Source organism: Vibrio cionasavignyae, assembly GCF_050337155.1.
Taxonomy (GTDB): Bacteria; Pseudomonadota; Gammaproteobacteria; order Enterobacterales; family Vibrionaceae; genus Vibrio; species Vibrio nomapromontoriensis.
Window position 1 is genome coordinate 257,652 of the sequence record NZ_JAKJSR010000009.1, and the last position, 22,399, is coordinate 280,050.

A 22,399-nucleotide genomic window follows, 5' to 3' on the forward strand; every position below is an offset into this window, starting at 1 on the left:
AAATTACATGTCACAACGACGTTATTTCGGTACTGATGGTGTGCGCGGTAAGGTAGGACAATATCCGATCACACCTGATTTTGTACTAAAGCTTGGCTGGGCTGCTGGACGTGTTCTTGCAAAGCAAGGCACAAAAAAAGTCATTATTGGTAAAGACACCCGTATTTCTGGTTATATGCTGGAATCAGCATTAGAGGCTGGTTTATCGGCTGCGGGGCTAAAAGCCATTTTTACCGGACCATTGCCGACTCCTGCCGTGGCGTATTTGACGCAAACGTTCCGTGCAGAGGCGGGGATTGTTATCTCTGCCTCTCACAACCCGTACTATGATAATGGCATTAAATTCTTTTCTTCCGAAGGAACAAAGCTTCCTGATGCAATTGAGCTTGCGATTGAAGCTGAACTCGACAAAGACATTGAATGTGTCGAATCTGCGCAATTAGGTAAAGCAAGTCGCTTGAATGATGCGGCAGGCCGTTATATTGAGTTTTGTAAAAGTACTTTTCCGCACGACTTAGATTTATCGGGCGTGAAAATTGTTATCGACTGTGCACACGGTGCCACATACAAAATTGCACCAGCAGTCTTTAGTGAACTAGGTGCAGACTTGATTGTTATGGGCGCAGAACCCGATGGTACCAATATTAACGACAAAGTGGGTGCCACTGATGTCGCCGCGTTGCAAGCTCGTGTATTGGAAGAGCAGGCAGTACTTGGTCTTGCTTTTGATGGTGATGGTGACCGTATCATTATGGTTGATCACTTAGGCAATAAGGTTGATGGTGACCAAATTGCGTACATCATTGCTCGTGATGCGCTGCGCCGAGGAGAGCTTAAAGGTGGCGTTGTAGGGACGCTCATGACCAATCTTGGTATGGAAAACGGTTTAAAGCAGCTGGGTATTCCATTTGTCCGTGCAGCTGTAGGTGACCGCTATGTCATGGAGCAACTGCTAGAAAAAGGTTGGAAAATTGGCGCAGAAAATTCAGGTCATGTTATTTTGCTTGATAAAGTCACCACAGGTGACGCGATTGTTGCTGGCTTACAAGTGTTGGCATCGGTGGTCGGCTCGAAAATGTCACTTAATGAACTCGCAAGCGGCATGACACTTTATCCGCAAGTGCTTATCAACGTTAGATTTAGCGGCGACGCAAACCCACTTGAAGCAGAAGCGGTTAAACAAGCTGTGTTGAAGGTAGAAAGTGAATTAGCGGATAAAGGCCGAGTCCTGTTACGTAAATCAGGTACGGAGCCATTGCTTAGAGTCATGGTGGAAGGTGAAGATGATGCCCTAGTGAATCAATCAGCACAATATATTGCAGATGCCGTTAAAGCGAGTTGCTAATCACAAGCGATGGCTGTGATAGTTAAGGGGAACAACATTGATTTATTGGTCACCCTAGACATTCATCATCGTGAGTTTTTGTCGAAATGAGCCTAATTGCCCCTTTTTTGAGCGTTTAGGCTCTAAAGCTACGGTTTTTCTTATTTTTATCTTGTCAGTCAGTGCGGCATTCGTTAGTATTGCCACCGCCTTCTCTTAGGAGGTCATAGCCAGGTTTTCTAAATATGGTGAATACTTCACTATTACGAAGAAAGCAGCGCTGGCTCAACAATTAGGAACATAGGTGGACATATGATTCAAGTTCTACTTGTGATTTACCTGTTGGCTGCGCTTGGTGTTATTGGCCTAGTGTTGATTCAACAAGGTAAAGGCGCAGACATGGGAGCCTCATTCGGTGCTGGCGCGTCAAACACAGTGTTTGGTGCTAGCGGCTCAGGAAATTTTCTAACCCGAATGACTGCAATTTTTGCAATTGTATTCTTTGTTATTAGCTTAGTGTTGGGTAACATGTATACCCACAAAGGCGAGTCTCAATGGGTTGACCCTTCACAAGGTCAAGTTATTGAACAGCAAGCTGATAATACTGTGAGTGAAATTCCTGCTAAATCAAGCGACGAAATTCCTCAATAAGCGAACAGCTTAAGCCGAGATGGTGAAATTGGTAGACACGCTAGCATGAGGTGCTAGTGCCTTATGGTGTGAGGGTTCGAGTCCCTCTCTCGGCACCATTATTTATAAACTTGTAATACAGTTTGTTGAGCGTATAATGCACAGCAAGTCGGACGCGGGGTGGAGCAGTTTGGTAGCTCGTCGGGCTCATAACCCGAAGGTCGTCGGTTCAAATCCGGCCCCCGCAACCAATACTTTCTAAGTGTTGATGGATTGCAAGTTTAGCAGTGTGAAAAAATCACTGCACATTAAGGAAATAAATGAATAACTTTTTAAGTTTGCCATTTATTGCGTATCCTTAATGCATCAGGGTCCAGCAACAAAAAACCCCGACTTTTTCGGGGTTTTTTGTTATCTGAGCTTTTTAAAGTTCAGGTATGTGTGCTTGGGATTTAAATTGGGCTTTAAGCCCTTTTTTTGTTTCTGGAGTGGTTAAATGACTGGTTTAGAAAGACAACTTACAGAATTACTTGAAGCTCCGGTTGAAGCTTTGGGTTACGAATTGGTTGGTTTAGAGTTCATCCGTGCTGGTGAGCATTCAACGCTTCGTATGTATATCGACCATGAAAATGGTATCACCGTTGATGATTGCGCAGAAGTGAGTCGTCAAACAAGTGCAGTGATGGATGTCGAAGATCCAATTACGGTGGCTTACAACCTAGAGGTGTCTTCACCAGGTCTTGAACGTCCACTGTTTAAAGCAGCACACTACGTACAATTCATTGGTCACGAGGTCAACATCGTTCTCAAAATGGCTGTGGGTAACCGTCGTAAGTGGAAAGGCACTATCCAATCTGTTGATGGCGAAAACATCACAATCCTTGCTGATGGTAACGAAGAAGAAATGGTGCTTAGCAACATTTCTAAAGCTAACCTGATTCCTAAATTTTAGGTCCCTAAAAAAGAAAGCTTAGAGGCTAGATAAATGAGTAAAGAAATTTTAGCGGTAGTTGAGGCGGTTTCTAACGAGAAAGCGGTACCTCGTGAACGTATTTTCGAAGCGTTAGAAACAGCGCTAGCAACATCAACGAAGAAGAAGCACGAACTAGAAATTGAAGTTCGCGTTGAAATTGATCGTAAAACAGGTGAGTTTGTGACTTACCGTCGTTGGATGGCCGTTGCTGAAGTAGAAACGCCAACAACAGAAATCTCAATTGAAGCAGCACAATTTGAAGACGAATCTGTTCAAATTGGCGACTACGTTGAAGATGAAATTGAATCGGTGACGTTTGACCGTATTACGACTCAAACAGCGAAGCAAGTTATCGTACAGAAAGTTCGTGAAGCTGAACGCGCTCAAATCGTTGAACAATTCATTGATAACGAAGGTGACCTAGTTACCGGTGTTGTTAAGAAAGTGACTCGTGAAACGATCATTCTTGACCTAGGTAACAACGCGGAAGCGGTTATCCTACGTGATGACCAATTGCCACGTGAAAACTTCCGTCCAGGTGACCGAGTTCGTGGTTTGCTTTACGCTGTTCGCCCTGAAGCGCGTGGTTTCCAACTATTCATTACTCGCTCTAAGCCTGAAATGCTAGCTGAACTATTCCGTGTTGAAGTGCCAGAAATCGCGGAAGAGCTGATTGAATTGAAAGCAGCAGCTCGTGATCCAGGTTCTCGTGCTAAGATCGCTGTGAAAACTAACGACCGTCGTATCGACCCTGTTGGTGCGTGTGTTGGTATGCGTGGTGCACGTGTACAAGCTGTTTCTGGTGAGCTTGGTGGTGAACGTATTGATATCGTGCTTTGGGATGATAACCCGGCACAATTCGTTATTAATGCGATGGCACCGGCAGATGTTGCTTCAATCATTGTTGATGAAGACGCACACGCAATGGATATCGCGGTTGAAGCGGATAACCTAGCGCAAGCGATTGGTCGTAATGGTCAAAACGTTCGTCTTGCTTCTCAACTGACTGGTTGGGAACTGAATGTAATGACAGTCGCTGACCTGCAGAAGAAACACCAAGAAGAAGCGTCAGCTTCAATCGAAAACTTCATGAAGTATCTTGATATTGAAGAAGATTTCGCGCAGATGTTAGTAGAAGAAGGTTTCTCGACTCTAGAAGAAGTGGCGTACGTGCCAGTGAACGAGCTTCTAGACATCGATGGCCTAAACGAAGAAATCATTGAAGAACTTCGTGGTCGTGCTAAAGACGCGCTAACGACAATGGCTCTTGCACAAGAAGAATCATTTGAAGGCGTTGAGCCAGCTGAAGACTTACTAGCATTAGAGGGTCTTGAGCGTGAAATGGCATTTAAACTGGCTGCTAAAGGTGTAGCAACTCTTGAAGATCTTGCAGACCAAGGTGTCGACGAGCTTGAGGGTATCGAAGGATTAACAGAAGAACGTGCTGGTGAACTTATCATGGCTGCACGTAACATTTGTTGGTTCGGCGACGAAGAATAATAATCAGCAAGGAGGTAGTTGCATGACAAAACTTACGGTTAAAGCACTTAGCGAAGAAATTGGTACGCCAGTTGAACGCCTAATTGAACAACTTGCTGATGCTGGTCTTAAAAAATCAGAAAGTGATCAGGTTAATGATGATGAGAAGCAAACACTTCTTACACACCTGAAAAAAGAACATGGTGATACATCTGGTGAATCTGAACCAACGCGACTAACGCTACAACGTAAAACACGTAGTACGTTATCTGTTGCCTCTGGTGGTGGTAAGAGCAAAGATGTACAAATTGAAGTACGTAAAAAGCGTACTTATGTAAAGCGCAGCGCTATTGACGAGCAAGAGAAACGTGAAGCTGAGGAAGCAGCAACACGTGAGGCGGAAGAGCGTGCACAACGTGAAGCCGAAGAGCTAGCCAAACGTGACGCTGCAGAGAAAGCACAGCGCGAAGCTGAAGAGAAAGCAAAGCGAGAAGCTGAAGAAAAACGTGCAGCAGAGGAAACTGCTAAACGTAAAGCTGATGAAAAACGCAATGCAGATTCAACAGATCAAAAGCGCGACGAAGCGGAAAAGGCCAAGAAACAAATGAACGCAAAGAATGCTGAAGCGAAAAAAGAAGCTGACGAGTTGAAGCGCCGTCAAGAACAAGAGGCACAACGCAAGGCCGAAGCAGAAGCTGCTCGCCTTGCCGAAGAAGCGAAGAAATTGGCTGAAGAGAATGCTGAGCGCTGGTCTGAGCAAGAGAAGAAGTCGAAAGAAAGCGAGAAAGGTGACTATCACGTAACGACTTCAACTTACGCTCGTGAAGCAGAAGATGCTCAAGACCGTAGCGAAGAGAAAACGCCTCGTCGTCGTAAAAAGAAATCAACGCAAGATCGTGATGATTCTCGCGGTGGCCGTGGTGGTCGTAACCAACGTGGTCGTAAAGGTAAGTTGGCGAAACCTAGCTCAATGCAGCATGGTTTTGACAAGTCTGCACAAGTTGCTAAGCAAGATGTTGTTATCGGCGAAACGATTGTTGTTTCTGAGCTGGCACAAAAAATGTCAGTAAAAGGCACTGAAGTCATCAAAGTAATGATGAAAATGGGTGCAATGGCGACAATCAACCAAGTTATTGACCAAGAAACAGCAGCGCTTGTTGCTGAAGAAATGGGTCACAAAGTGGTTCTTCGTAAAGAAAACGAACTTGAAGAAGCGGTACTATCTGACCGTGATGCAACGTCTGAAGCCGTATCTCGTGCTCCAGTTGTTACTATCATGGGTCACGTTGACCACGGTAAGACATCTACACTTGACTACATTCGTCGTACGCACGTAGCGTCAGGTGAGGCGGGTGGTATTACTCAGCACATCGGTGCATACCACGTAGAAACTGAAAACGGTATGATTACCTTCCTTGATACTCCTGGACACGCCGCATTTACTGCTATGCGTGCTCGTGGTGCTCAAGCGACGGATATCGTTGTTCTAGTTGTTGCTGCAGATGATGGCGTAATGCCACAGACTGTTGAAGCTATCCAACACGCGAAAGCGGCTGGCGTACCTTTGATTATCGCGGTAAACAAAATTGATAAAGAGGGTGCAAACCCAGATAACGTTAAGAATGAGCTTGCTCAATACGACGTTATTCCTGAAGAGTGGGGCGGTGAGAACATCTTCGTTCATATCTCTGCAAAACAGGGTACAAACATCGACGGTCTTCTAGAAGCAATTCTACTTCAATCTGAAGTTCTAGAGCTAACAGCGGTTGCTGATGGTATGGCTTCTGGTGTTGTGGTTGAATCTTTCCTTGATAAAGGTCGTGGTCCAGTTGCAACTGTACTTGTTCAGTCTGGTACACTTCGCAAAGGCGATATCGTTCTTTGTGGTCAAGAATACGGTCGTGTACGTGCGATGCGTGATGAGATTGGTAAAGAAGTCTTTGAAGCGGGTCCATCTATTCCAGTTGAGATTTTAGGTCTTTCTGGCGTGCCGTCATCTGGTGATGAAGCAACGGTTGTTCGTGATGAGCGTAAAGCTCGTGAAGTAGCGAACTACCGTCAAGGTAAATTCCGTGACGTGAAACTTGCTCGTCAACAGAAAGCGAAACTAGAAAACATGTTCTCTAACATGACTGCTGGTGACGTTGCTGAGCTAAATGTAGTACTTAAAGCAGACGTACAAGGTTCTGTTGAAGCTATCGCAGACTCACTATTGAAACTTTCTACTGACGAAGTGAAAGTGAACATCGTAGGTTCTGGTGTTGGTGGTATTACTGAAACTGACGCATCACTTGCTGCTGCTTCAAATGCGATCATCCTAGGCTTTAACGTACGTGCTGATGCTTCTGCTCGCCGTGCGATTGAAAATGAAAACCTAGATCTTCGTTACTACTCAATCATTTACCAACTGATTGACGAAGTGAAACAGGCAATGGGCGGTATGCTTGCTCCTGAATTCAAGCAAGAAATCATTGGTCTTGCTGAAGTACGTGACGTATTTAAGTCTCCTAAACTTGGCGCTATTGCAGGTTGTATGGTTACTGAAGGTACAATTAAGCGTAACAACCCAATCCGCGTTCTTCGCGATAACGTTGTAATCTACGAAGGTGAGCTAGAATCTCTACGCCGCTTCAAAGACGACGTTCAAGAAGTTAAGAACGGCTACGAGTGTGGTATCGGCGTTAAGAACTACAACGATGTTCGCGTAGGCGACCAAATCGAAGTATTCGAAATCGTTGAGATTAAACGTACTCTAGATTAATTGACAAAATAGCTGCTGACTTTTTTAATTAGTAGTAATGGTTGTTAAATACACCATGGGGGGCGCAAGCCCCCCATTTTTCCTATAGTGAGAAAAGAAATGTCAAAAGAATTTAGCCGCACGCAACGCGTGTCGCAGCAATTGCAAAAAGAACTGGCGCTTATTCTACAGCGCGAAGTTCGTGACTCTCGCATTGGCATGGTGACGATTTCTGATGTGGAAGTATCACGTGACCTAGCATATGCCAAAGTTTTCGTTACTTTCCTTTGTGTTGGTGAGCAAACACCAGAGTCGTGTCTAGCGGCGCTGAAAGAGCATGAAGTACCAGTACGTATGGCGCTTGGTAAGCGTATTCGTCACCGTCTAACGCCTGAGGTTCGCTTTACTTACGACAATACATTGGTTGAAGGTATGCGCATGTCTAACCTCGTGAGTGAAGTGTTGAGTGATGATAAGCGTAAACAAAAAGAAGCAGGTCGCGAGGACGAAGAGTAATGGCTCGTCGTCGTAAAGGTCGTCCAGTTCATGGGGTTATCTTGCTGGATAAACCAACCGGGATTTCGTCAAACGATGCTTTGCAAAAAGTTAAGCGACTCTACTTCGCTCAAAAAGCCGGTCATACGGGCGCTCTTGATCCGTTAGCGACAGGCATGCTGCCAATTTGTTTAGGTGAAGCAACGAAGTTTTCTCAGTTCTTGCTGGATTCGGATAAGCGTTATGTTGTGAAAGCTAAGCTTGGTGAGCGTACTAATACGTCCGATTCTGACGGTGAAGTCGTTGAAACTCGTGAAGTGAATGTAACGCAAGAGCAACTTGAACGATGTGTCGCTAGCTTTAAAGGCGAAACCGATCAGGTTCCTTCTATGTTCTCAGCATTGAAGTATCAAGGTCGCCCGCTCTATGAGTATGCCCGCGAAGGTGTTGAGGTTCCGCGTGAGTCTCGCAAAATCACGGTGTATTCCATCGAACTATTGCGTTTTGAAGGCGATGAGATCGAAATGGAAGTTCACTGTTCAAAGGGGACTTACATTCGAACCATTACTGATGATCTTGGCGAAATGCTTGGTTGTGGTGCTCATGTCACTTACCTACGCCGTACTGGAGTCGCAAAGTATCCGTATGAGAAAATGGTAACATTGGAGCAGTTGAATGAGCTCTTGGCACAAGCTGAGCGTGATGAAATTGCCCCAAGAGAGCTACTTGATCCGTTATTGATGCCAATGGATACAGCAGTAGAAGACTTGCCTGAAGTGAACATGAATGCGGAACTGACCGATCTAGTTCAACACGGTATGCCTGTTCAAGTAGCTGGCGCGCCATTAGAAGGCACCGTACGCATGACCAGTGGTGACGAGAAGTTATTTATTGGTGTTGCGACGATTGATAGCAATGGAAAAGTGGCACCGAAGCGCCTGGTTGTTTTCTCTGAAGAGGCGGAATAACCGTTTGGCGACGTTTGTAAGATAATACAGACGTCAAAGTAAAGGCGAGTCGGATTGAGTCCGCTCGCCTTTGTTATTTTCGCTTGCGCTGGCTTTGTTACTTTTATCTCTTCGGCGATATTCTTTTAACTCTGTCATTGATAAAGTTTTAACTTACGTTAGCTATTGCACCCTTCGATAAACTTCCCTATAATTCGCGCTTCGCGTAGCGGCTGAATCAGAGATTGGCTGCTACAACTATAAACCTACTCTTATTAGGAGAGCATTATGTCTCTGAATGCAGAAACTAAAGCAGCAATCGTTGCAGAATACGCACAATCTGAAGGCGACACTGGTTCACCAGAAGTACAAGTAGCACTACTTACTGCTTCTATCAACCACCTTCAAGGTCACTTTAAAGCTCACAAAGGCGATCACCATAGCCGTCGTGGTCTACTACGTATGGTTTCTAGCCGTCGTAAGCTTCTAGACTACCTTAAAGGTAAAAATCTAGCTCGCTACCAAGATCTAATCAAACGTCTAGGTCTACGTCGCTAATAAGCGTCTGCATAGAACAGTTTGTATAAAAGGGGCTATATGCCCCTTTTTTGATGCCTAAATTTCGCTGTTATTAGCACAATCCGCATTAAGTAGTTTATACTACGTCCCGTTAGAGCCGACTGACAGGTTCTAATGCTCCACTCATTGCATTGCAGTCCAATTAGTCGACCATTAGGTCGCGACTATTCCAAGTTAGCTTAGGCGTTATCCTCTAGGTGAAACATGCTAGAAGAGAAACCCTTAGGCGATTTGCACTAGTCGCGATATGTGATGCCTTGAGCCAATAAACACTCAATCTAGTTGGTTCTAGATAAAAGGAAATACAATGTTCGAAAAACCAGTTGTTAAGTCGTTTCAATACGGCAACCACACTGTAACGCTAGAAACAGGCGTTATCGCTCGTCAAGCAACTGCTGCTGTAATGGCAACAATGGATGACACATCAGTATTCGTATCAGTTGTCGCTAAAAAAGAAGCGGTAGCGGGTCAAGACTTCTTCCCACTTACAGTTAACTACCAAGAGCGTACTTACGCTGCAGGTAAAATCCCAGGTGGTTTCTTTAAGCGTGAAGGCCGTCCTTCTGAAGCGGAAACGCTAACGGCTCGTCTTATCGACCGTCCAATCCGTCCACTATTCCCAAGTGCGTTTAAAAACGAAGTTCAGGTTATCGCAACGGTTGTTTCTATCAACCCAGACGTAAACCCTGACATGATCACAATGATTGGTACTTCTGCAGCACTTGCTATTGCTGGCGTTCCTTTCAATGGCCCTATCGGTGCGGCACGTGTTGGCCACATTGATGGTGAGCTTGTACTTAACCCTTCAAATGCTGAGCTTGAAAACTCTAAACTGGACCTAGTTGTGTCTGGTACAGAAGGCGCAGTACTAATGGTTGAATCTGAAGCAGATAACCTATCTGAAGAAGAAATGCTTTCTGCTGTAGTTTACGGTCACGATCAACAACAAGTTGTTATCAAAGCGATCAACGAGTTTGCTGCTGAAGTTGCGACGCCTTCTTGGGATTGGACTGCACCTGAAGTAAACACTGAGCTAAAAGCAAAAGTGGCTGAGCTTGCTGAAACTCGTCTTTCAGATGCTTACCAAATCACAGAAAAAATGGCGCGTTACGATCAAGTAGGCGCAATTAAGAATGACGTAGTTGCAACGCTTCTTGCTGAAAACGAAGAACTTGATGAGCGCGAAATTCGCGGCATGCTAGGTTCTCTAGAGAAAAACGTTGTACGTAGCCGCATTATTGCAGGTAACCCACGTATTGATGGTCGTGAAAAAGACATGGTTCGTGCACTTGATGTACGTACTGGTGTACTTCCACGTACTCACGGTTCTTCTCTATTCACTCGTGGTGAGACTCAAGCACTTGTTACTGCAACGCTTGGTACACAGCGTGATGCACAAATCATCGATAGCCTAATGGGTGAGAAGAAAGACAACTTCCTTCTACACTACAACTTCCCTCCATACTGTGTAGGTGAGACTGGCTTTGTTGGTTCTCCTAAGCGTCGTGAAATTGGTCACGGTAAACTGGCGAAGCGTGGTATTGCAGCAGTGATGCCTTCAGTAGAAGAATTCCCATACACAGTGCGTGTTGTATCGGAAATCACAGAATCTAACGGTTCCTCTTCAATGGCTTCTGTATGTGGTACTTCTCTAGCACTTATGGATGCTGGTGTACCAATTAAAGCGTCTGTTGCGGGTATCGCAATGGGTCTAGTGAAAGAAGGCGACGACTTTGTTGTTCTTTCTGACATTCTTGGCGACGAAGATCACCTAGGCGACATGGACTTTAAAGTAGCAGGTACTAACGACGGTATCACTGCACTTCAAATGGACATCAAGATCGAAGGTATCACTAAAGAAATCATGCAAATTGCACTTAACCAAGCGCAAGGTGCACGTAAGCACATCCTAACAGTTATGGATGAAGCGATTTCTGGTGCTCGTGAAGATATCTCTGAGTTTGCTCCTCGTATTCACACGATGAAAATCAGCTCTGAGAAGATCAAAGACGTTATCGGTAAAGGTGGCGCTGTTATCCGTGCTCTTACGGAAGAAACTGGCACTACAATCGAAATCGAAGACGACGGTACTATCAAAATTGCAGCAACTGAAGGTGCTGCTGCGAAAGAAGCGATTCGTCGTATCGAAGAAATTACTGCTGAAGTAGAAGTGGGTCGTATCTACGCTGGTAAAGTTGCACGTCTTGCTGACTTCGGTGCATTCGTGACAATCCTTCCTGGTAAAGATGGTCTAGTACACATCTCTCAAATCGCTAACGAGCGTGTTGAGAAAGTGACGGACTACCTAAAAGAAGGTCAAGAAGTTCAAGTTAAAGTACTTGAAATCGACCGCCAAGGCCGTGTACGTCTAAGCATGAAGGAAGCGCTAGAAACTCCAGCGGCTCCTGAAGCTGGCAATGCGGCGCCTAGCGCAGAATAATTTGCGTAATTCGCACATTATGTGAGAAAGCGTGTTATAAAGAGGGGTCAGTGACCCCTCTTTTTTATGCGCGAAGGAAAATACCTGCTAAGACTTAATGATCAATGATTTAAATTGATCGTCTTATTGCATCAGGTTCAAGGAGATATTTATAGTGAAGTGGTTTCGAATTTTAGGATTAGGTTTAGTTGTTGCCGTGACAGGTTGTGCCTCTAATTCATCGAAAGATGACTTACAGTGGTTAAACCCGCCAATGGCCGTTCCTTTACAAGCCAATGTTCAGTATGAAGTGCAAGTGGCCCGATTAACTCAGCTCCTACAGCGCAGTGATCTCGAGAATGATGTACGTGCAAAAATGCACTTTGAGCGAGGTTCATACTACAACAGCTTAGGTTTACGCGATCTTGCTCAGCTCGATTTTAATCAATCCCTGCAGTTAAACCCAGCACAGTCAGTGGTGTTTAACCAAGTCGGTCAGTACTTTACTCAAATTGGTGATTTCGACTCCGCCTATGAAGCCTTTGATTCAAGCTTAGAGTTAGATGCGGCAAACTCTTACGCATTACGTAACCGTTCTATTGCATTATATTATGGAGACCGTTTTCCTTTAGCGATTGAAGGAATGACGTCATATTATAATGAAGCGCCATCTGATCCTTATCGTGCGCTTTGGCTGTATATCATTTCCCGTGAAGTAGGGCCGATGGATGCGGGAATTGCCTTAGAAAAGCGCTATCAGAGTGCCAATAACGAGTGGGGTTGGATCCTTGTTGCATTGATGCTAGATAAAGTGACGGAAGAGCAAGCCTTTAAAGCCGTACTAGCAAGCAGCAGAGATAACAATGTACTTGCTGAACGATTGACTGAAGTGTATTTCTATTTAGCCAAGCGTCATCAAATCGATGGAGATTACCCAGCAGCAGTATCTTTGTATAAATTGGCGATAGCTCAAAATGTTTATGATTACGCGGAACACAAGTATGCGTTTTTGGAGTTAACGAAAATATTTGAGATTGCTAGAGCGCAACAGGTTGAAAAAGAAAAACAAAAGCTGGCTGAAGAGGCGAAACTTCAGTCTGACAGTGCCGAGTAGTTTTCTTTTTATACTAAAAACCAGCCTATATGGCTGGTTTTTTTGTATCTTGAGATTTTATTTCAATTCATTTAAACTAGTTAGCCTGGCTAATTAATGGGTCGTATGAATGTCTATTGAAGCAAGTATAGAGAAACTAGAGCGGTTAACATCACGAGTATGGCGAACCAATAGTAAAGAAGATCCATTAGGTCATCTAAGTTTCAATGAATATGACTACCTGAAAGCAATCCAGAGTTCGGCTGAACCCATTCGTTTAACTGACTTAGCCAATGAACTTGATGTGTCTAAGCCTTCTGCCACCAATATGGTGAAACGCTTGGAACGGAAAGGCTTAGTTGAACGGATTGCGTGCTTGGAAGATGCTCGCTCGAAGCGAGTACGGCTGACGGAGAAGTCGCGAGTACCACTAAGTAGTGAAGCTCATATTTATGCCATAGTCGCGACTAAGCTAAGGACGAAGTTAGATGATTCAGAGTCGGATCAACTAAATCAATTATTAAGCAAAGCGCTATCTTAAAATTTGTCTATTTAGTTAGCTTGAATAACTAAAGTGAGAGTGAAAAATGCAACAATCTATTTATCGCCAGTTTTGGCGTTATGCTATCCCAACGATTGCAGCCATGCTGGTCAATGGCCTTTATCAGGTAGTCGATGGTATTTTTATCGGGCAGTACATGGGCAGCGAGGGATTAGCTGGAATTAATGTTGTGTGGCCAGTGATCAGTGTGATCTTAGGTATTGGCATGATGATTGGTGTTGGTGCGGGGGCGCTGTCATCAATAAAACAAGGTGAAGGAAATATCGAGTCGGCTAAGAAAACATTGGCGACGGGCTTGATGTTATTGCTTGGTTTAGGACCTGTGGTTGCAGTGGTACTTTGGAATTTCTCTGATTACGCGCTGCAAATTCAAGGTGCGCAGGGACGTATGTTGGAGCTTGGCATCCAGTATTTGGATGTACTAATCATTGGTAGTGTCTTTTCGTTGGGATCGATTGCGGTTCCTTTCTTACTACGTAATGACGACAGTCCAAACATTGCCACGTTGCTCATGATTCTCGGTGCCGTGATTAATATTGCTCTAGACTATTTGTTCATTGCGGTTCTAGCGTGGGAGCTCACTGGCGCTGCTTTAGCCACTGCGATTGCTCAGGCAGTAGTGACTATTCTAGGCGTGGCTTACTTTTTCTCTAGCCGTGCCAATATGCGTTTAACGCTGAAAGACTTTAAGTTTCAATATAGCGTTGTTCCACCAATGCTCTCCATTGGTCTCGCCAGCTTTTTTATGTTCGCATATAGCTCATTTATGATAGCGATACATAATAAGTTATTTGCTGATTATGGCTCGGTAGTTCTGATAGGAGCGTATGCAATTCTTGGCTATATCATTACCTTTTACTACTTAATTGTGGAAGGTATAGCAAACGCGATGCAACCATTACTTAGCTACAATTTTGGCGCTGGTCGTAAAGACAATATGCGTAAATTATTTAAAGTGGCGATGATAAGTGCTGTCGCAGGTGGGGTGGCGTTTGTCACGCTGCTGAATCTGTATCCTCTTGAAGTCGTCTCTATTTTTAACTCCGGGGATACAGAGTTAGTCGACAACACGGTTCTAGGGATTCGATTGCATTTGTTTTCTATGTTTCTAGATGGCTTCTTAGTTGTCGCTGCCGCGTATTATCAGGCTATCAACAAGAGTAAAAAAGCGCTATTTGTCACCTTAGGTAACATGTTAGTACAACTGCCGTTTCTTTATGTGCTGCCTAAGATTTGGGGTGTGACGGGTATATGGATTGCTTATCCAATTTCTAATGTGGCGCTGGCTATCGTCGTTGTGTATATGATGTGGCAGGATGTAAAGCTGTTGCGTGAAGACCATGCAACCCCAGTAATGGCGTAACGTTAGGTATAAACACACATAAAAGTGAGCTATATGTTCTGCCTAGGTAGGCATCAAGCTTAAGGTAATATGATGCGCTTGTGATTAGGACAAGCGCATCATGCGGTTTATTGGACGTTAAGTCCTGCAATCTGGTGCCAGTAGCCATTACATTGACGATCTAAGTGGCTTGCTGGATTACTGCCATTCTCATTAGCTCGGAAGCGTTCAACTTCTGAAAACGTATCCAAGCCAATGGGACTAAGACGAACTACGTCGACCAACCCCTTCATAGACTGAAGGTCGTTGATAAGGTTGTACTCGTAGCCCGATTGCGTTTGAATGCCGTTAAGGTTAAAGACAGATTGACCTTCTTGGCTCTCTACTTGTAGCCCCGTCGGGTATTTTATACAGCAGGTTTCGCAATCATCTTTGGCGCGATTCTCAGCTCTCGCCGTAAAACAGCGTGCTGAATAAGCCAAAGGAATATAACCATGGCTAAATACTTCGACTTCAAATTGATTACGAATACCAATGTCATCGGCCTGATTTAAGGTATTCACCAACCATTCGCGAGACAATTCAACCGGCATGCACCAGCGTGTCATACCTTGCTCTACAAAAAGCTTGAGGGTACGAGCGTTGTAGGTATTCACCGCCGGGCCGACAACAAACGGCACTTTATTTTGGCTGGCAAGCTGAATAGCCGATACATCATTAGCTTCAATCGCAAAGTCACCGTTGTCGATGTACTTCTTCATGATGTTGACTTCACTGGGTGCTTCCAACAGTGCCATGGTGGATATCACGACTTGCTTACCCGATTGAGACAGTGACTTAGCCATATCAAGCCAGTGTGCAGCCTTCATCTCTCGGCGTTTTGAACAGACGGTTTCCCCAAGATAAATGATATCGGCTGAACTGGATTTTGCTTGTTCATAAAAGCTTTCTACATCTTGTTTTGGCCAGAAATAGAGTAGTGGCCCGAGTGCATATTTCATCAATTAACCTCTGATTATTGCCACTTGCGATGGTACGCGCCGAGAGTGGTTTGTGTCCCTTCTGAGACATTGGCTAGGGCTTGATCCCAAGCTTGTTTGACTTGGTACTGCTGTGGATCGCGTTGATAAAGATCGATGGCTTCGCGCCACGTTCGAGTGACTTGTTCCACATAAGCAGGACTACGTTGTCGGCCTTCAATTTTCACTGAAGACACATTGGCAGCAAAGAGATCGGGAAGCATCGATAATGTGTTTAAGCTGGTCGGCTCTTCAAGCGCATGATAACGCTTTCTCTCACCATCGATATTGGCCTCAAATCGACCCTTACATAAGGTTGGGTAGCCAGCGTTTTCGCCTGCGGCATAGCGATCAATGAGTATATCGTTTAAGCGAGACTCTAAGCCCGTCTCGGTTTCTTGCCAACGAACATATTTTGCTGGAGAGCATGCCCCAACCGTATTTGGCGATTCACCCGTTAAGTATGAAGATAAGTAGCATCGGCCTTCAGCCATGATGCATAAACTGCCAAATGCGAACACTTCAAGCTCTACATCTGAAGTGATGTTTCTCGACAGCTGTTTAACTTGGTGGATAGATAGCACGCGTGGCAATACCACGCGTTTAACATTGAAGTTTTGGTGATAAAAGTCGACAGCCGCCGTATTGGTTGCTGACGCTTGAACTGATAGGTGCAGCTCTAAATCAGGGTACTTGGTAGCGGCGTAATCGAGCACCGCAATATCCGCAACGATCAGGGCATCGACGCCAAGTTCAGCCGCTTGATCGACGGCATTAGTCCAACGCTCAAACCCATCAGGGTGGGCAAACGTGTTTAATGCGATGTGGATTTTTTTATTGCGATCATGAACATATTGCACCGCGCGTTCTAGTTTTTTTCCGGTGAAGTTTAATCCTGCAAAGTGGCGAGCGTTCGTGTCATCTTTAAATCCAATGTACACCGCGTCTGCGCCGCAATCTATTGCCGTTTTAAGCGCAGGTAGGTTACCTGCTGGGCATAAGAGTTCCATAAGCTCAATACCAGTTTATCCTATATAGGCGGGCATTTTATGAAGAAAGATGAACGGCCAATTTGATGTGAGGCAGGTTTACATTAATAAACATGCAATTAACACCAAAGAGGTAAACTCACAGGGCAAATAACAATAGATTGAGCAGAATGGGGTGAGGCTTGGTGATTAAAGCCGCGAAATAAGGTGAGCAATGCATTCGCCACAGCATTTGAGTTTGACAGTACTAGTGCTCACCGACTTGGCACTAGTACAATGATGGTTTAATTACGATGACGTCGATTTTGAGCAAACAGGGCTTCGACTTCATGTTTAGGTTGCGGTCGGTGGAAGTGGAACCCTTGGATAGAGTGGCAATTAAGATTAGAGAGCAACGTCGCTTGATGGCGAGTTTCTACCCCTTCCGCCACAACGGATAGGTTTAATGACTTACCGAGGTTAATGATGTTCTCAATCACGGTAAGTTGTTTGGGCAGCGTATCAATATCCATAATGAACGCTCGGTCTATTTTGAGCTCATCAATAGGGAAGTGGGCAAGATAAGAAAGCGAGGAGTAGCCCGTGCCAAAGTCATCAATTGACAAGGCAAACCCTAAACGCTTGATCGCATCAAGCATCTGCAAGGTATGTTCACTGTTGCTCATTACGGCGCTTTCTGTCAGCTCAAAGGTAATGCAGCTTGGATCGAGCCCAGTGGTATGCAGCAGCCTTTCCATGTAGTCAATGAGCTTAGGATTGCCAAATTGCTCTGGCGATAAGTTAATCGCAACTCGACCCGGCAAGATTCCCTGTAGCTTCCAGCGTTTTACGGTATTGAAAACATCGCGCATGACCACGCGACCAAGGTGCTCAATAAGACCCGCTTGTTCGGCTACCGGGATAAAAGAGGCGGGGCTAATATAGCCTTCGACAGGATGCTTCCAGCGAACCAACGCCTCGGCACCATTGATACTAAAATCACGGGCATTAACTTTTGGTTGATACCAGACTTCTAACCCGTTTTGCGCTAAAGCTTTTTGCAGCTCGATCTCTAGCCAAAGTCGCATGCGTGCTTCTTTGTTCATTTGATCGTTGAATTTAATCAATCTATTTCGACCGCGAGCTTTCGCTTCATACATGGCGGTATCGGCATTTTGCAGCAAGATTCGCGGGTCATGCCCATCATTGGGGTATGTGACGCTGCCAATGGAGCAGGCTAGCCGTTTACTAAAGTGGTGTAAGTCAAAAGGTTGGTTAATGAGTTCAATGATTTTTTCTGCGAGCATATCCGCGGCACTACTGCCTTCGGGCTCTGGTAAAATTATGCCGAATTCATCGCCGCCAAGGTGAGCCAGAACGGTTTTTTGAGGAAGGTGGCGCTTTAGCCTTGTTGATACCTCTTGAATCACTCGGTCACCAATATGATGCCCCAATGAGTCGTTAATGTTCTTAAAGTTGTCCAGATCAAGATAGAGCATGATCAATGGCGTTTTCTTTTCGATAAAGTGATCGAGACAGCGAGTAAAACCAAGTCGATTGTAGAGCTTGGTCAGCGCATCAATATTGACATCTTCATGGCTATCTTTCGAAACGGGTTTTGGCTTTTCATCCATGTCTTGGATGAGGATCAGATGCGCACAGTTACCAAAGAGATTCGCGTCATCCACATGCAATACCAAACGGCGTTGCGTACCACAGTAATCGCTCGTTCTGAAATGAAGTGGCTTACTATCAATCGTCGAATTTAGATTTAAACTGACGGGTGCTTTGCTGTGTTCGTCGACCAGGAGTCGACTAAGGGGTTCGCTTAATAAATCGGTTGGAGAAGAATAGCCAAACAAGCGCGCCGCTGCAGGGTTAGCTGATAAGATGCAATCATCTTCAACTAGCAACAGTCCATCGGGGATCAGTCGCGATAGCTTGAGAAATTTGCTTTCAGATTCTTCTAGTGAGCGTGTGAGTATCTGTTTTTCTGAGGTATCAATGGCGTGGAATACGATATTTTCGATGACACCATCGACAGAAATAGGTGAAACGCTAAAATGCAGACTCGACTCTACATCAGATTCATCGAGGGTAACCTCTGCTTCGATGGACTCACCAGATAATGCACGATCGTAATAAGGCTTAAGTTGGCAATAAAACCGCTCCCCTAGAATTTGTTGATCGTTCATGCCGACCAGATCACTATGGGTCAGTCCTGCAACATCACAATACCGATCATTGACCATACAGTATTGGTGTTCGTCATCCAAAATAGCAAAAAAGAAAGGGCTATTGGACGTGAGCTTGGCGAAGTATTCCTTTAACGATTTGGATGACATCAATGTACTACCAGTTCTCCGAAGAGCTTATATATCAGTAACCCCCACACTATAACCGTGATTAATCAGTTAGAAAAGGGGAGAGTCCAAAGCTAGAAATATTTGACACATAACAGGATTTTTTTTGTTCGAATATCGTATTATGAGGCAATTGAAGCATAAATTAACGGAAAAACCGCGTGTTAGACAAGATTCGAAGTCAACTAGTTAAAAACGCAGCACAAATTTTGCGATCTCCAGTCCATTTTTTGCCAACGAAGTTTCAAAATATGGCATTGTCTGAAGCACTAAAAACCGTTTTTAAAGAATCACTTGAAGATGGTGACTTTGAATTTCTTGAAGGAAAGTGGTTAAAAGTTCATATTCGTGATCTAAACCTCAGTTGGTATATTTCCTACGAGAATGAAAAGTTGCTTGTTGCAGAGCAACCTCAGGCTGAGGATGTGAGTTTTAGTGGCAACCTAAATGATTTAGTTCTTATCGCAGGCAGAAAAGAAGACCCGGATACATTATTTTTCCAACGTCGACTCAGTATCGAAGGGGATACGGAGTTAGGGCTTGAAGTGAAAAATTTGATGGATAGCGTCGATCTTGATGCGTTACCTAAAGCGATGCTAAGCGCATTGAACCATCTGGCCGATTTTGTTTACAAAGGCACACAATCACCAGCCAACCGTAGTGAGGTGTCCCATGCTTATTCGAACTGAAGCACCATCTGATATTTTGACTATTGATCGGTTGCTAAAATCTGTCTTTGAAAGTGAAGCAGAAGCTAACTTAGTGATGTCTCTAAGAGAGAACAGTAAGTTAACGCTTTCATTAGTGGCGTGTACCGATGAGGGTGAAGTAGTCGGCCATGTCTTGTTTACGCCAGTCACGGTAGATGGTGAAGACTATGCTTGGCAAGGGTTAGCACCATTAGCAGTGAGTGAGGGTTATCAAGGTCAAGGAATTGCAAGAGCGCTGCTAAAAGAAGCTTTTGAAACGTTGCCTGAACTAGGCTACCCCGCCTGTGTGGTACTCGGCGATCCAGATTTCTATGGGAAATTTGGTTTTCAATCAGCAGCGGTATACGATTTAGAATGCCAGTGGGAAGTACCAGAAGGCGCATTTCAAGCCCGTTCATTGACAGAAGCGTCGCTTAAGGATCTTTTCCCAGCTGGTAAAGGTCTGGTGGAATACTGCTCAGAGTTTAACGAGTTATAATTTGCCGCTGGTTAAGATTACTATCTTTATGTTGGATTGAGTTAATCTAGATTAGATCTGACGAGTGTTGCCATTAAGTGAAATACGCGAGTCATCACAGTTAGGTGAGTCGCGTATTTACGTTTGGTGATTGTTAGCAGCTTTGCTAAACTTCGTTCCTTCCTTTTGCATCGCCCGATGACAGACTAAGTTGTGTATACGGTGGCGTCAGATAATGGTATGACATCATGCTAAGAGATAACGTAAAGCTGCAATTGATGGGTATCCAAAGTTGGGCACTTGCTCACCCGGAACGGCTCACGATTTTACCCGAGCAAAAGCTTAGCTTGCCAGAAGGTTGTGAGTTGCTGTTTATTTCTCCCATTCAGCCTAAAAATGAAACGGCGCTGTTTTACCAGAAAATCCTTAAAGCAATGAAGCTTGAGGTAGTGAACACGCAGCATATATATCCTGAACAACTGATCTATTTAGACACGTCATCGTTGCCTAAGTGGTTATGGTTTTCCGGTGCAGAGCACGAAAAAGAATGTTATCAGCAATTGCTAGCACAACGTTCAATTCAATGTAATCAATTGGTCTCTCCTTTACTATCGAGTATTGATGGTAATGATGCAGAGAGACGAGCCCTTTGGAATCAGATCCGTTCTTATGCGTAATTTAGAATTTGCTCCGCTTGCTCAAGAGCATGTAGCGGCGGTACTCGCTATTGAGTTACAAGCGCACTCTCATCCATGGAAAGTGTCCATGATTGAAGAAATAAACGGGCGAGGCGCGCAAAATAGCGTCATGCTGGTTGATGGACAAGTCGTCGGCTACTTTTATGCCCAAAATATTGTCGGTGAAGTATCGTTACTGAATATCGCTATCGGTCCAAATCACCAACGTAAAGGCTATGGCCGCGCATTATTAGGGCATTTTCTCGACCAATGCCAGAGTTGCGAAGCGGAAAGTGCATGGCTTGAAGTCAGAGAAAGCAATCTATCAGCGATAAAACTGTATTTAGATGAAGGCTTTAATGAAGTCGATCGTCGCAAGGATTATTACCCAACAGAAGCGGGCCGTGAAGATGGTATCATCATGAGCTATTACTTCATGTTTGGTATGTAGTGTTAGTTTGCAAGCCGAGCAGGGGCGTTACTGTGCTCGGTGTTTATTTTATCCCTCCCTTATGACGCTGTGCCAACCATGTTAATCCTAGATTGATAGAGTGCCATATTGCCGAAGGTTCCAATAGGTTACATTACCCTGAGTTACTTCGATTTTTCTACTTAGTCTTCATACTTCCCATTAGTTATTGACAATAATGGGAACAAATGATGAAGCGATTTTCAATTCTCTCTCTGAGTGTATTAAGTACCCTTACCTTCTCGGCCCATGCCCAAGAAGAGCAAAGCAACGATCCTGCTGATGTGACTCGCCCGCAAACCTATTTGAAAGTAGATTCTGGTGCCAAGGGCAAAGATGGTTTAACTCGCCTGCAGCTAAATATGGCTGGGTCTTATACTGAAGAGATCGGTTTTCTTGCGCAGTTAGAGGGTGATTTTCAAACCAACGTTGACGCTGATAAAAAGAATGGCAAGTCTTCGGACTTCGGTATGTCTCGTGTCCGTGCTCGTTATTTCCAAGTCCATGCGACGGGTTTTGAGTTGTTACCTGAGATTGGTTTCTCGCTAGACTATATCGATTATGCTAGCAACTGGGTAGCGAAAGATGCTGGTGTCAACAATACCGTTGCCGTGGGTGCCGTTGCTAAAGTCATCACCCCATTTGAATCTTGGGTTTCTTATCCTAACGTAGCGGTTATGCGTAACTCGTACGACAACGGCAAGTCTGGCGACGGCTGGCAAGCTAACTGGTTTAACTCTTTTTATCTGACAGATAAAGGGTCGTACATTACGGTTAACCCTCAGTACGCTAATTACCAAAACTCCTTTGGTCAAAATGAACAGTCACTGGAAATGATGATGGAAGGCGGTGTCCCGTTGTCATCAGATGGCAGTGTTTGGGGTAACTTGACCTATTCTGAACATTTCTTTAAAGCGGGTGGAGAATCTCGCATGAAGCACTTAGATGGTAACCGTGAAGTTCGCATCGGTGCGACGTGGTTCTTTTAAGTGTGATAGATAAATAATGACTCAATGATGAGTACTCCGTAACGGCCCCGTTGCTGGATGTTCTCTCGTCTAAATAGGGCATGGAAGCCTTATATTCCCTTCCGCATCGCTTTTCTAATTTTATTCTGTGTTACTGGATCGATCCAAGTTTGTAACTGCGATTT

At 44.6% G+C, this 22,399-nt stretch carries 20 protein-coding genes and 2 tRNA genes; 19 read left to right on the forward strand and 3 right to left on the reverse strand.

The window, feature by feature from the left end; genetic code table 11:
- Positions 1 to 7 precede the first annotated feature (7 nt).
- The 14 genes from glmM to L4D74_RS01825 all read left to right on the forward strand — a co-directional run bounded on the left by glmM (position 8) and on the right by L4D74_RS01825 (position 14,604).
- Positions 8 to 1,345, forward strand: a complete 1,338-nt coding sequence (gene glmM, locus L4D74_RS01760) for a phosphoglucosamine mutase (protein ID WP_428750432.1) — start codon at positions 8 to 10, stop codon at positions 1,343 to 1,345.
- A 291-nt stretch (positions 1,346 to 1,636) separates the two neighbouring features.
- Positions 1,637 to 1,975, forward strand: coding sequence for a preprotein translocase subunit SecG (gene secG / locus L4D74_RS01765; RefSeq protein ID WP_250615707.1), 339 nt, complete (start codon positions 1,637 to 1,639; stop codon positions 1,973 to 1,975).
- Positions 1,976 to 1,988: 13 nt separating this feature from the next.
- A tRNA-Leu gene (locus L4D74_RS01770) sits at positions 1,989 to 2,073 on the forward strand.
- Between the two features lie 55 nt (positions 2,074 to 2,128).
- Positions 2,129 to 2,205 (forward strand) — tRNA-Met (locus L4D74_RS01775).
- Between the two features lie 245 nt (positions 2,206 to 2,450).
- Positions 2,451 to 2,906 (forward strand): ribosome maturation factor RimP, encoded by a 456-nt coding sequence (rimP, locus tag L4D74_RS01780; RefSeq protein ID WP_250615706.1) that lies wholly within the window; start codon positions 2,451 to 2,453, stop codon positions 2,904 to 2,906.
- 33 nt (positions 2,907 to 2,939) lie between these two features.
- On the forward strand, positions 2,940 to 4,427 hold the full coding sequence (nusA, locus tag L4D74_RS01785) for a transcription termination factor NusA (RefSeq protein WP_265673714.1): 1,488 nt from the start codon (positions 2,940 to 2,942) through the stop codon (positions 4,425 to 4,427).
- A gap of 22 nt (positions 4,428 to 4,449) precedes the next feature.
- Positions 4,450 to 7,167 carry a translation initiation factor IF-2 gene (gene infB, locus L4D74_RS01790; protein WP_428750433.1) on the forward strand — a complete coding sequence of 906 codons (2,718 nt, stop codon included), beginning with the start codon at positions 4,450 to 4,452 and terminating at the stop codon, positions 7,165 to 7,167.
- 99 nt (positions 7,168 to 7,266) lie between these two features.
- On the forward strand, positions 7,267 to 7,662 hold the full coding sequence (gene rbfA / locus L4D74_RS01795; RefSeq protein WP_265673716.1) for a 30S ribosome-binding factor RbfA: 396 nt from the start codon (positions 7,267 to 7,269) through the stop codon (positions 7,660 to 7,662).
- Positions 7,662 to 8,609, forward strand: a complete 948-nt coding sequence (truB, locus tag L4D74_RS01800) for a tRNA pseudouridine(55) synthase TruB (protein ID WP_428750434.1) — start codon at positions 7,662 to 7,664, stop codon at positions 8,607 to 8,609. Before rbfA ends, truB begins: the two co-directional genes overlap by 1 nt.
- Before the next feature lie 267 nt (positions 8,610 to 8,876).
- A complete protein-coding gene (gene rpsO, locus L4D74_RS01805) occupies positions 8,877 to 9,146 on the forward strand; it encodes a 30S ribosomal protein S15 (RefSeq protein WP_005598021.1) in 270 nt (89 codons plus the stop codon).
- 328 nt (positions 9,147 to 9,474) lie between these two features.
- Complete coding sequence (pnp, locus tag L4D74_RS01810; protein WP_428750435.1) at positions 9,475 to 11,607, forward strand: polyribonucleotide nucleotidyltransferase; 2,133 nt, start codon at positions 9,475 to 9,477, stop codon at positions 11,605 to 11,607.
- 154 nt (positions 11,608 to 11,761) lie between these two features.
- On the forward strand, positions 11,762 to 12,700 hold the full coding sequence (nlpI, locus tag L4D74_RS01815; RefSeq protein WP_265673719.1) for a lipoprotein NlpI: 939 nt from the start codon (positions 11,762 to 11,764) through the stop codon (positions 12,698 to 12,700).
- Positions 12,701 to 12,809: 109 nt separating this feature from the next.
- On the forward strand, positions 12,810 to 13,220 hold the full coding sequence (locus tag L4D74_RS01820) for a MarR family winged helix-turn-helix transcriptional regulator (protein WP_428750436.1): 411 nt from the start codon (positions 12,810 to 12,812) through the stop codon (positions 13,218 to 13,220).
- Positions 13,221 to 13,266: 46 nt separating this feature from the next.
- A complete protein-coding gene (locus L4D74_RS01825; RefSeq protein ID WP_428750437.1) occupies positions 13,267 to 14,604 on the forward strand; it encodes an MATE family efflux transporter in 1,338 nt (445 codons plus the stop codon).
- Between the two features lie 107 nt (positions 14,605 to 14,711).
- Here the strand turns inward: L4D74_RS01825 and L4D74_RS01830 are convergent, their stop codons facing one another.
- From L4D74_RS01830 to L4D74_RS01840, 3 genes are all read right to left on the reverse strand, one after another.
- Entirely contained in the window at positions 14,712 to 15,584 is an 873-nt protein-coding gene (locus L4D74_RS01830; RefSeq protein ID WP_428750438.1) for a U32 family peptidase, read from the reverse strand.
- A 14-nt stretch (positions 15,585 to 15,598) separates the two neighbouring features.
- Positions 15,599 to 16,612 (reverse strand): ubiquinone anaerobic biosynthesis protein UbiU, encoded by a 1,014-nt coding sequence (ubiU, locus tag L4D74_RS01835; RefSeq protein ID WP_428750439.1) that lies wholly within the window; start codon positions 16,610 to 16,612, stop codon positions 15,599 to 15,601.
- Between the two features lie 263 nt (positions 16,613 to 16,875).
- On the reverse strand, positions 16,876 to 18,915 hold the full coding sequence (locus tag L4D74_RS01840; RefSeq protein WP_428750440.1) for a sensor domain-containing protein: 2,040 nt from the start codon (positions 18,913 to 18,915) through the stop codon (positions 16,876 to 16,878).
- Positions 18,916 to 19,094: 179 nt separating this feature from the next.
- On the opposite strand from L4D74_RS01840, the gene ubiT reads away from it, so the two are divergent.
- From ubiT to L4D74_RS01865, 5 genes are all read left to right on the forward strand, one after another.
- Positions 19,095 to 19,622 carry a ubiquinone anaerobic biosynthesis accessory factor UbiT gene (ubiT, locus tag L4D74_RS01845; protein ID WP_428750441.1) on the forward strand — a complete coding sequence of 176 codons (528 nt, stop codon included), beginning with the start codon at positions 19,095 to 19,097 and terminating at the stop codon, positions 19,620 to 19,622.
- Positions 19,606 to 20,121, forward strand: a complete 516-nt coding sequence (locus tag L4D74_RS01850) for a GNAT family N-acetyltransferase (protein ID WP_428750442.1) — start codon at positions 19,606 to 19,608, stop codon at positions 20,119 to 20,121. The genes ubiT and L4D74_RS01850 overlap by 17 nt, the downstream gene beginning before the upstream one ends.
- Positions 20,122 to 20,348: 227 nt before the next feature.
- The gene (locus L4D74_RS01855) at positions 20,349 to 20,777 is read left to right on the forward strand and encodes a DNA polymerase III subunit psi (protein ID WP_428750443.1); all 429 of its coding nucleotides are present in this window, start codon (positions 20,349 to 20,351) and stop codon (positions 20,775 to 20,777) included.
- Entirely contained in the window at positions 20,770 to 21,228 is a 459-nt protein-coding gene (rimI, locus tag L4D74_RS01860) for a ribosomal protein S18-alanine N-acetyltransferase (protein WP_428750444.1), read from the forward strand. Before L4D74_RS01855 ends, rimI begins: the two co-directional genes overlap by 8 nt.
- 206 nt (positions 21,229 to 21,434) lie before the next feature.
- Complete coding sequence (locus L4D74_RS01865) at positions 21,435 to 22,235, forward strand: hypothetical protein (RefSeq protein WP_428750445.1); 801 nt, start codon at positions 21,435 to 21,437, stop codon at positions 22,233 to 22,235.
- The last annotated feature ends 164 nt before the right edge of the window (positions 22,236 to 22,399 follow it).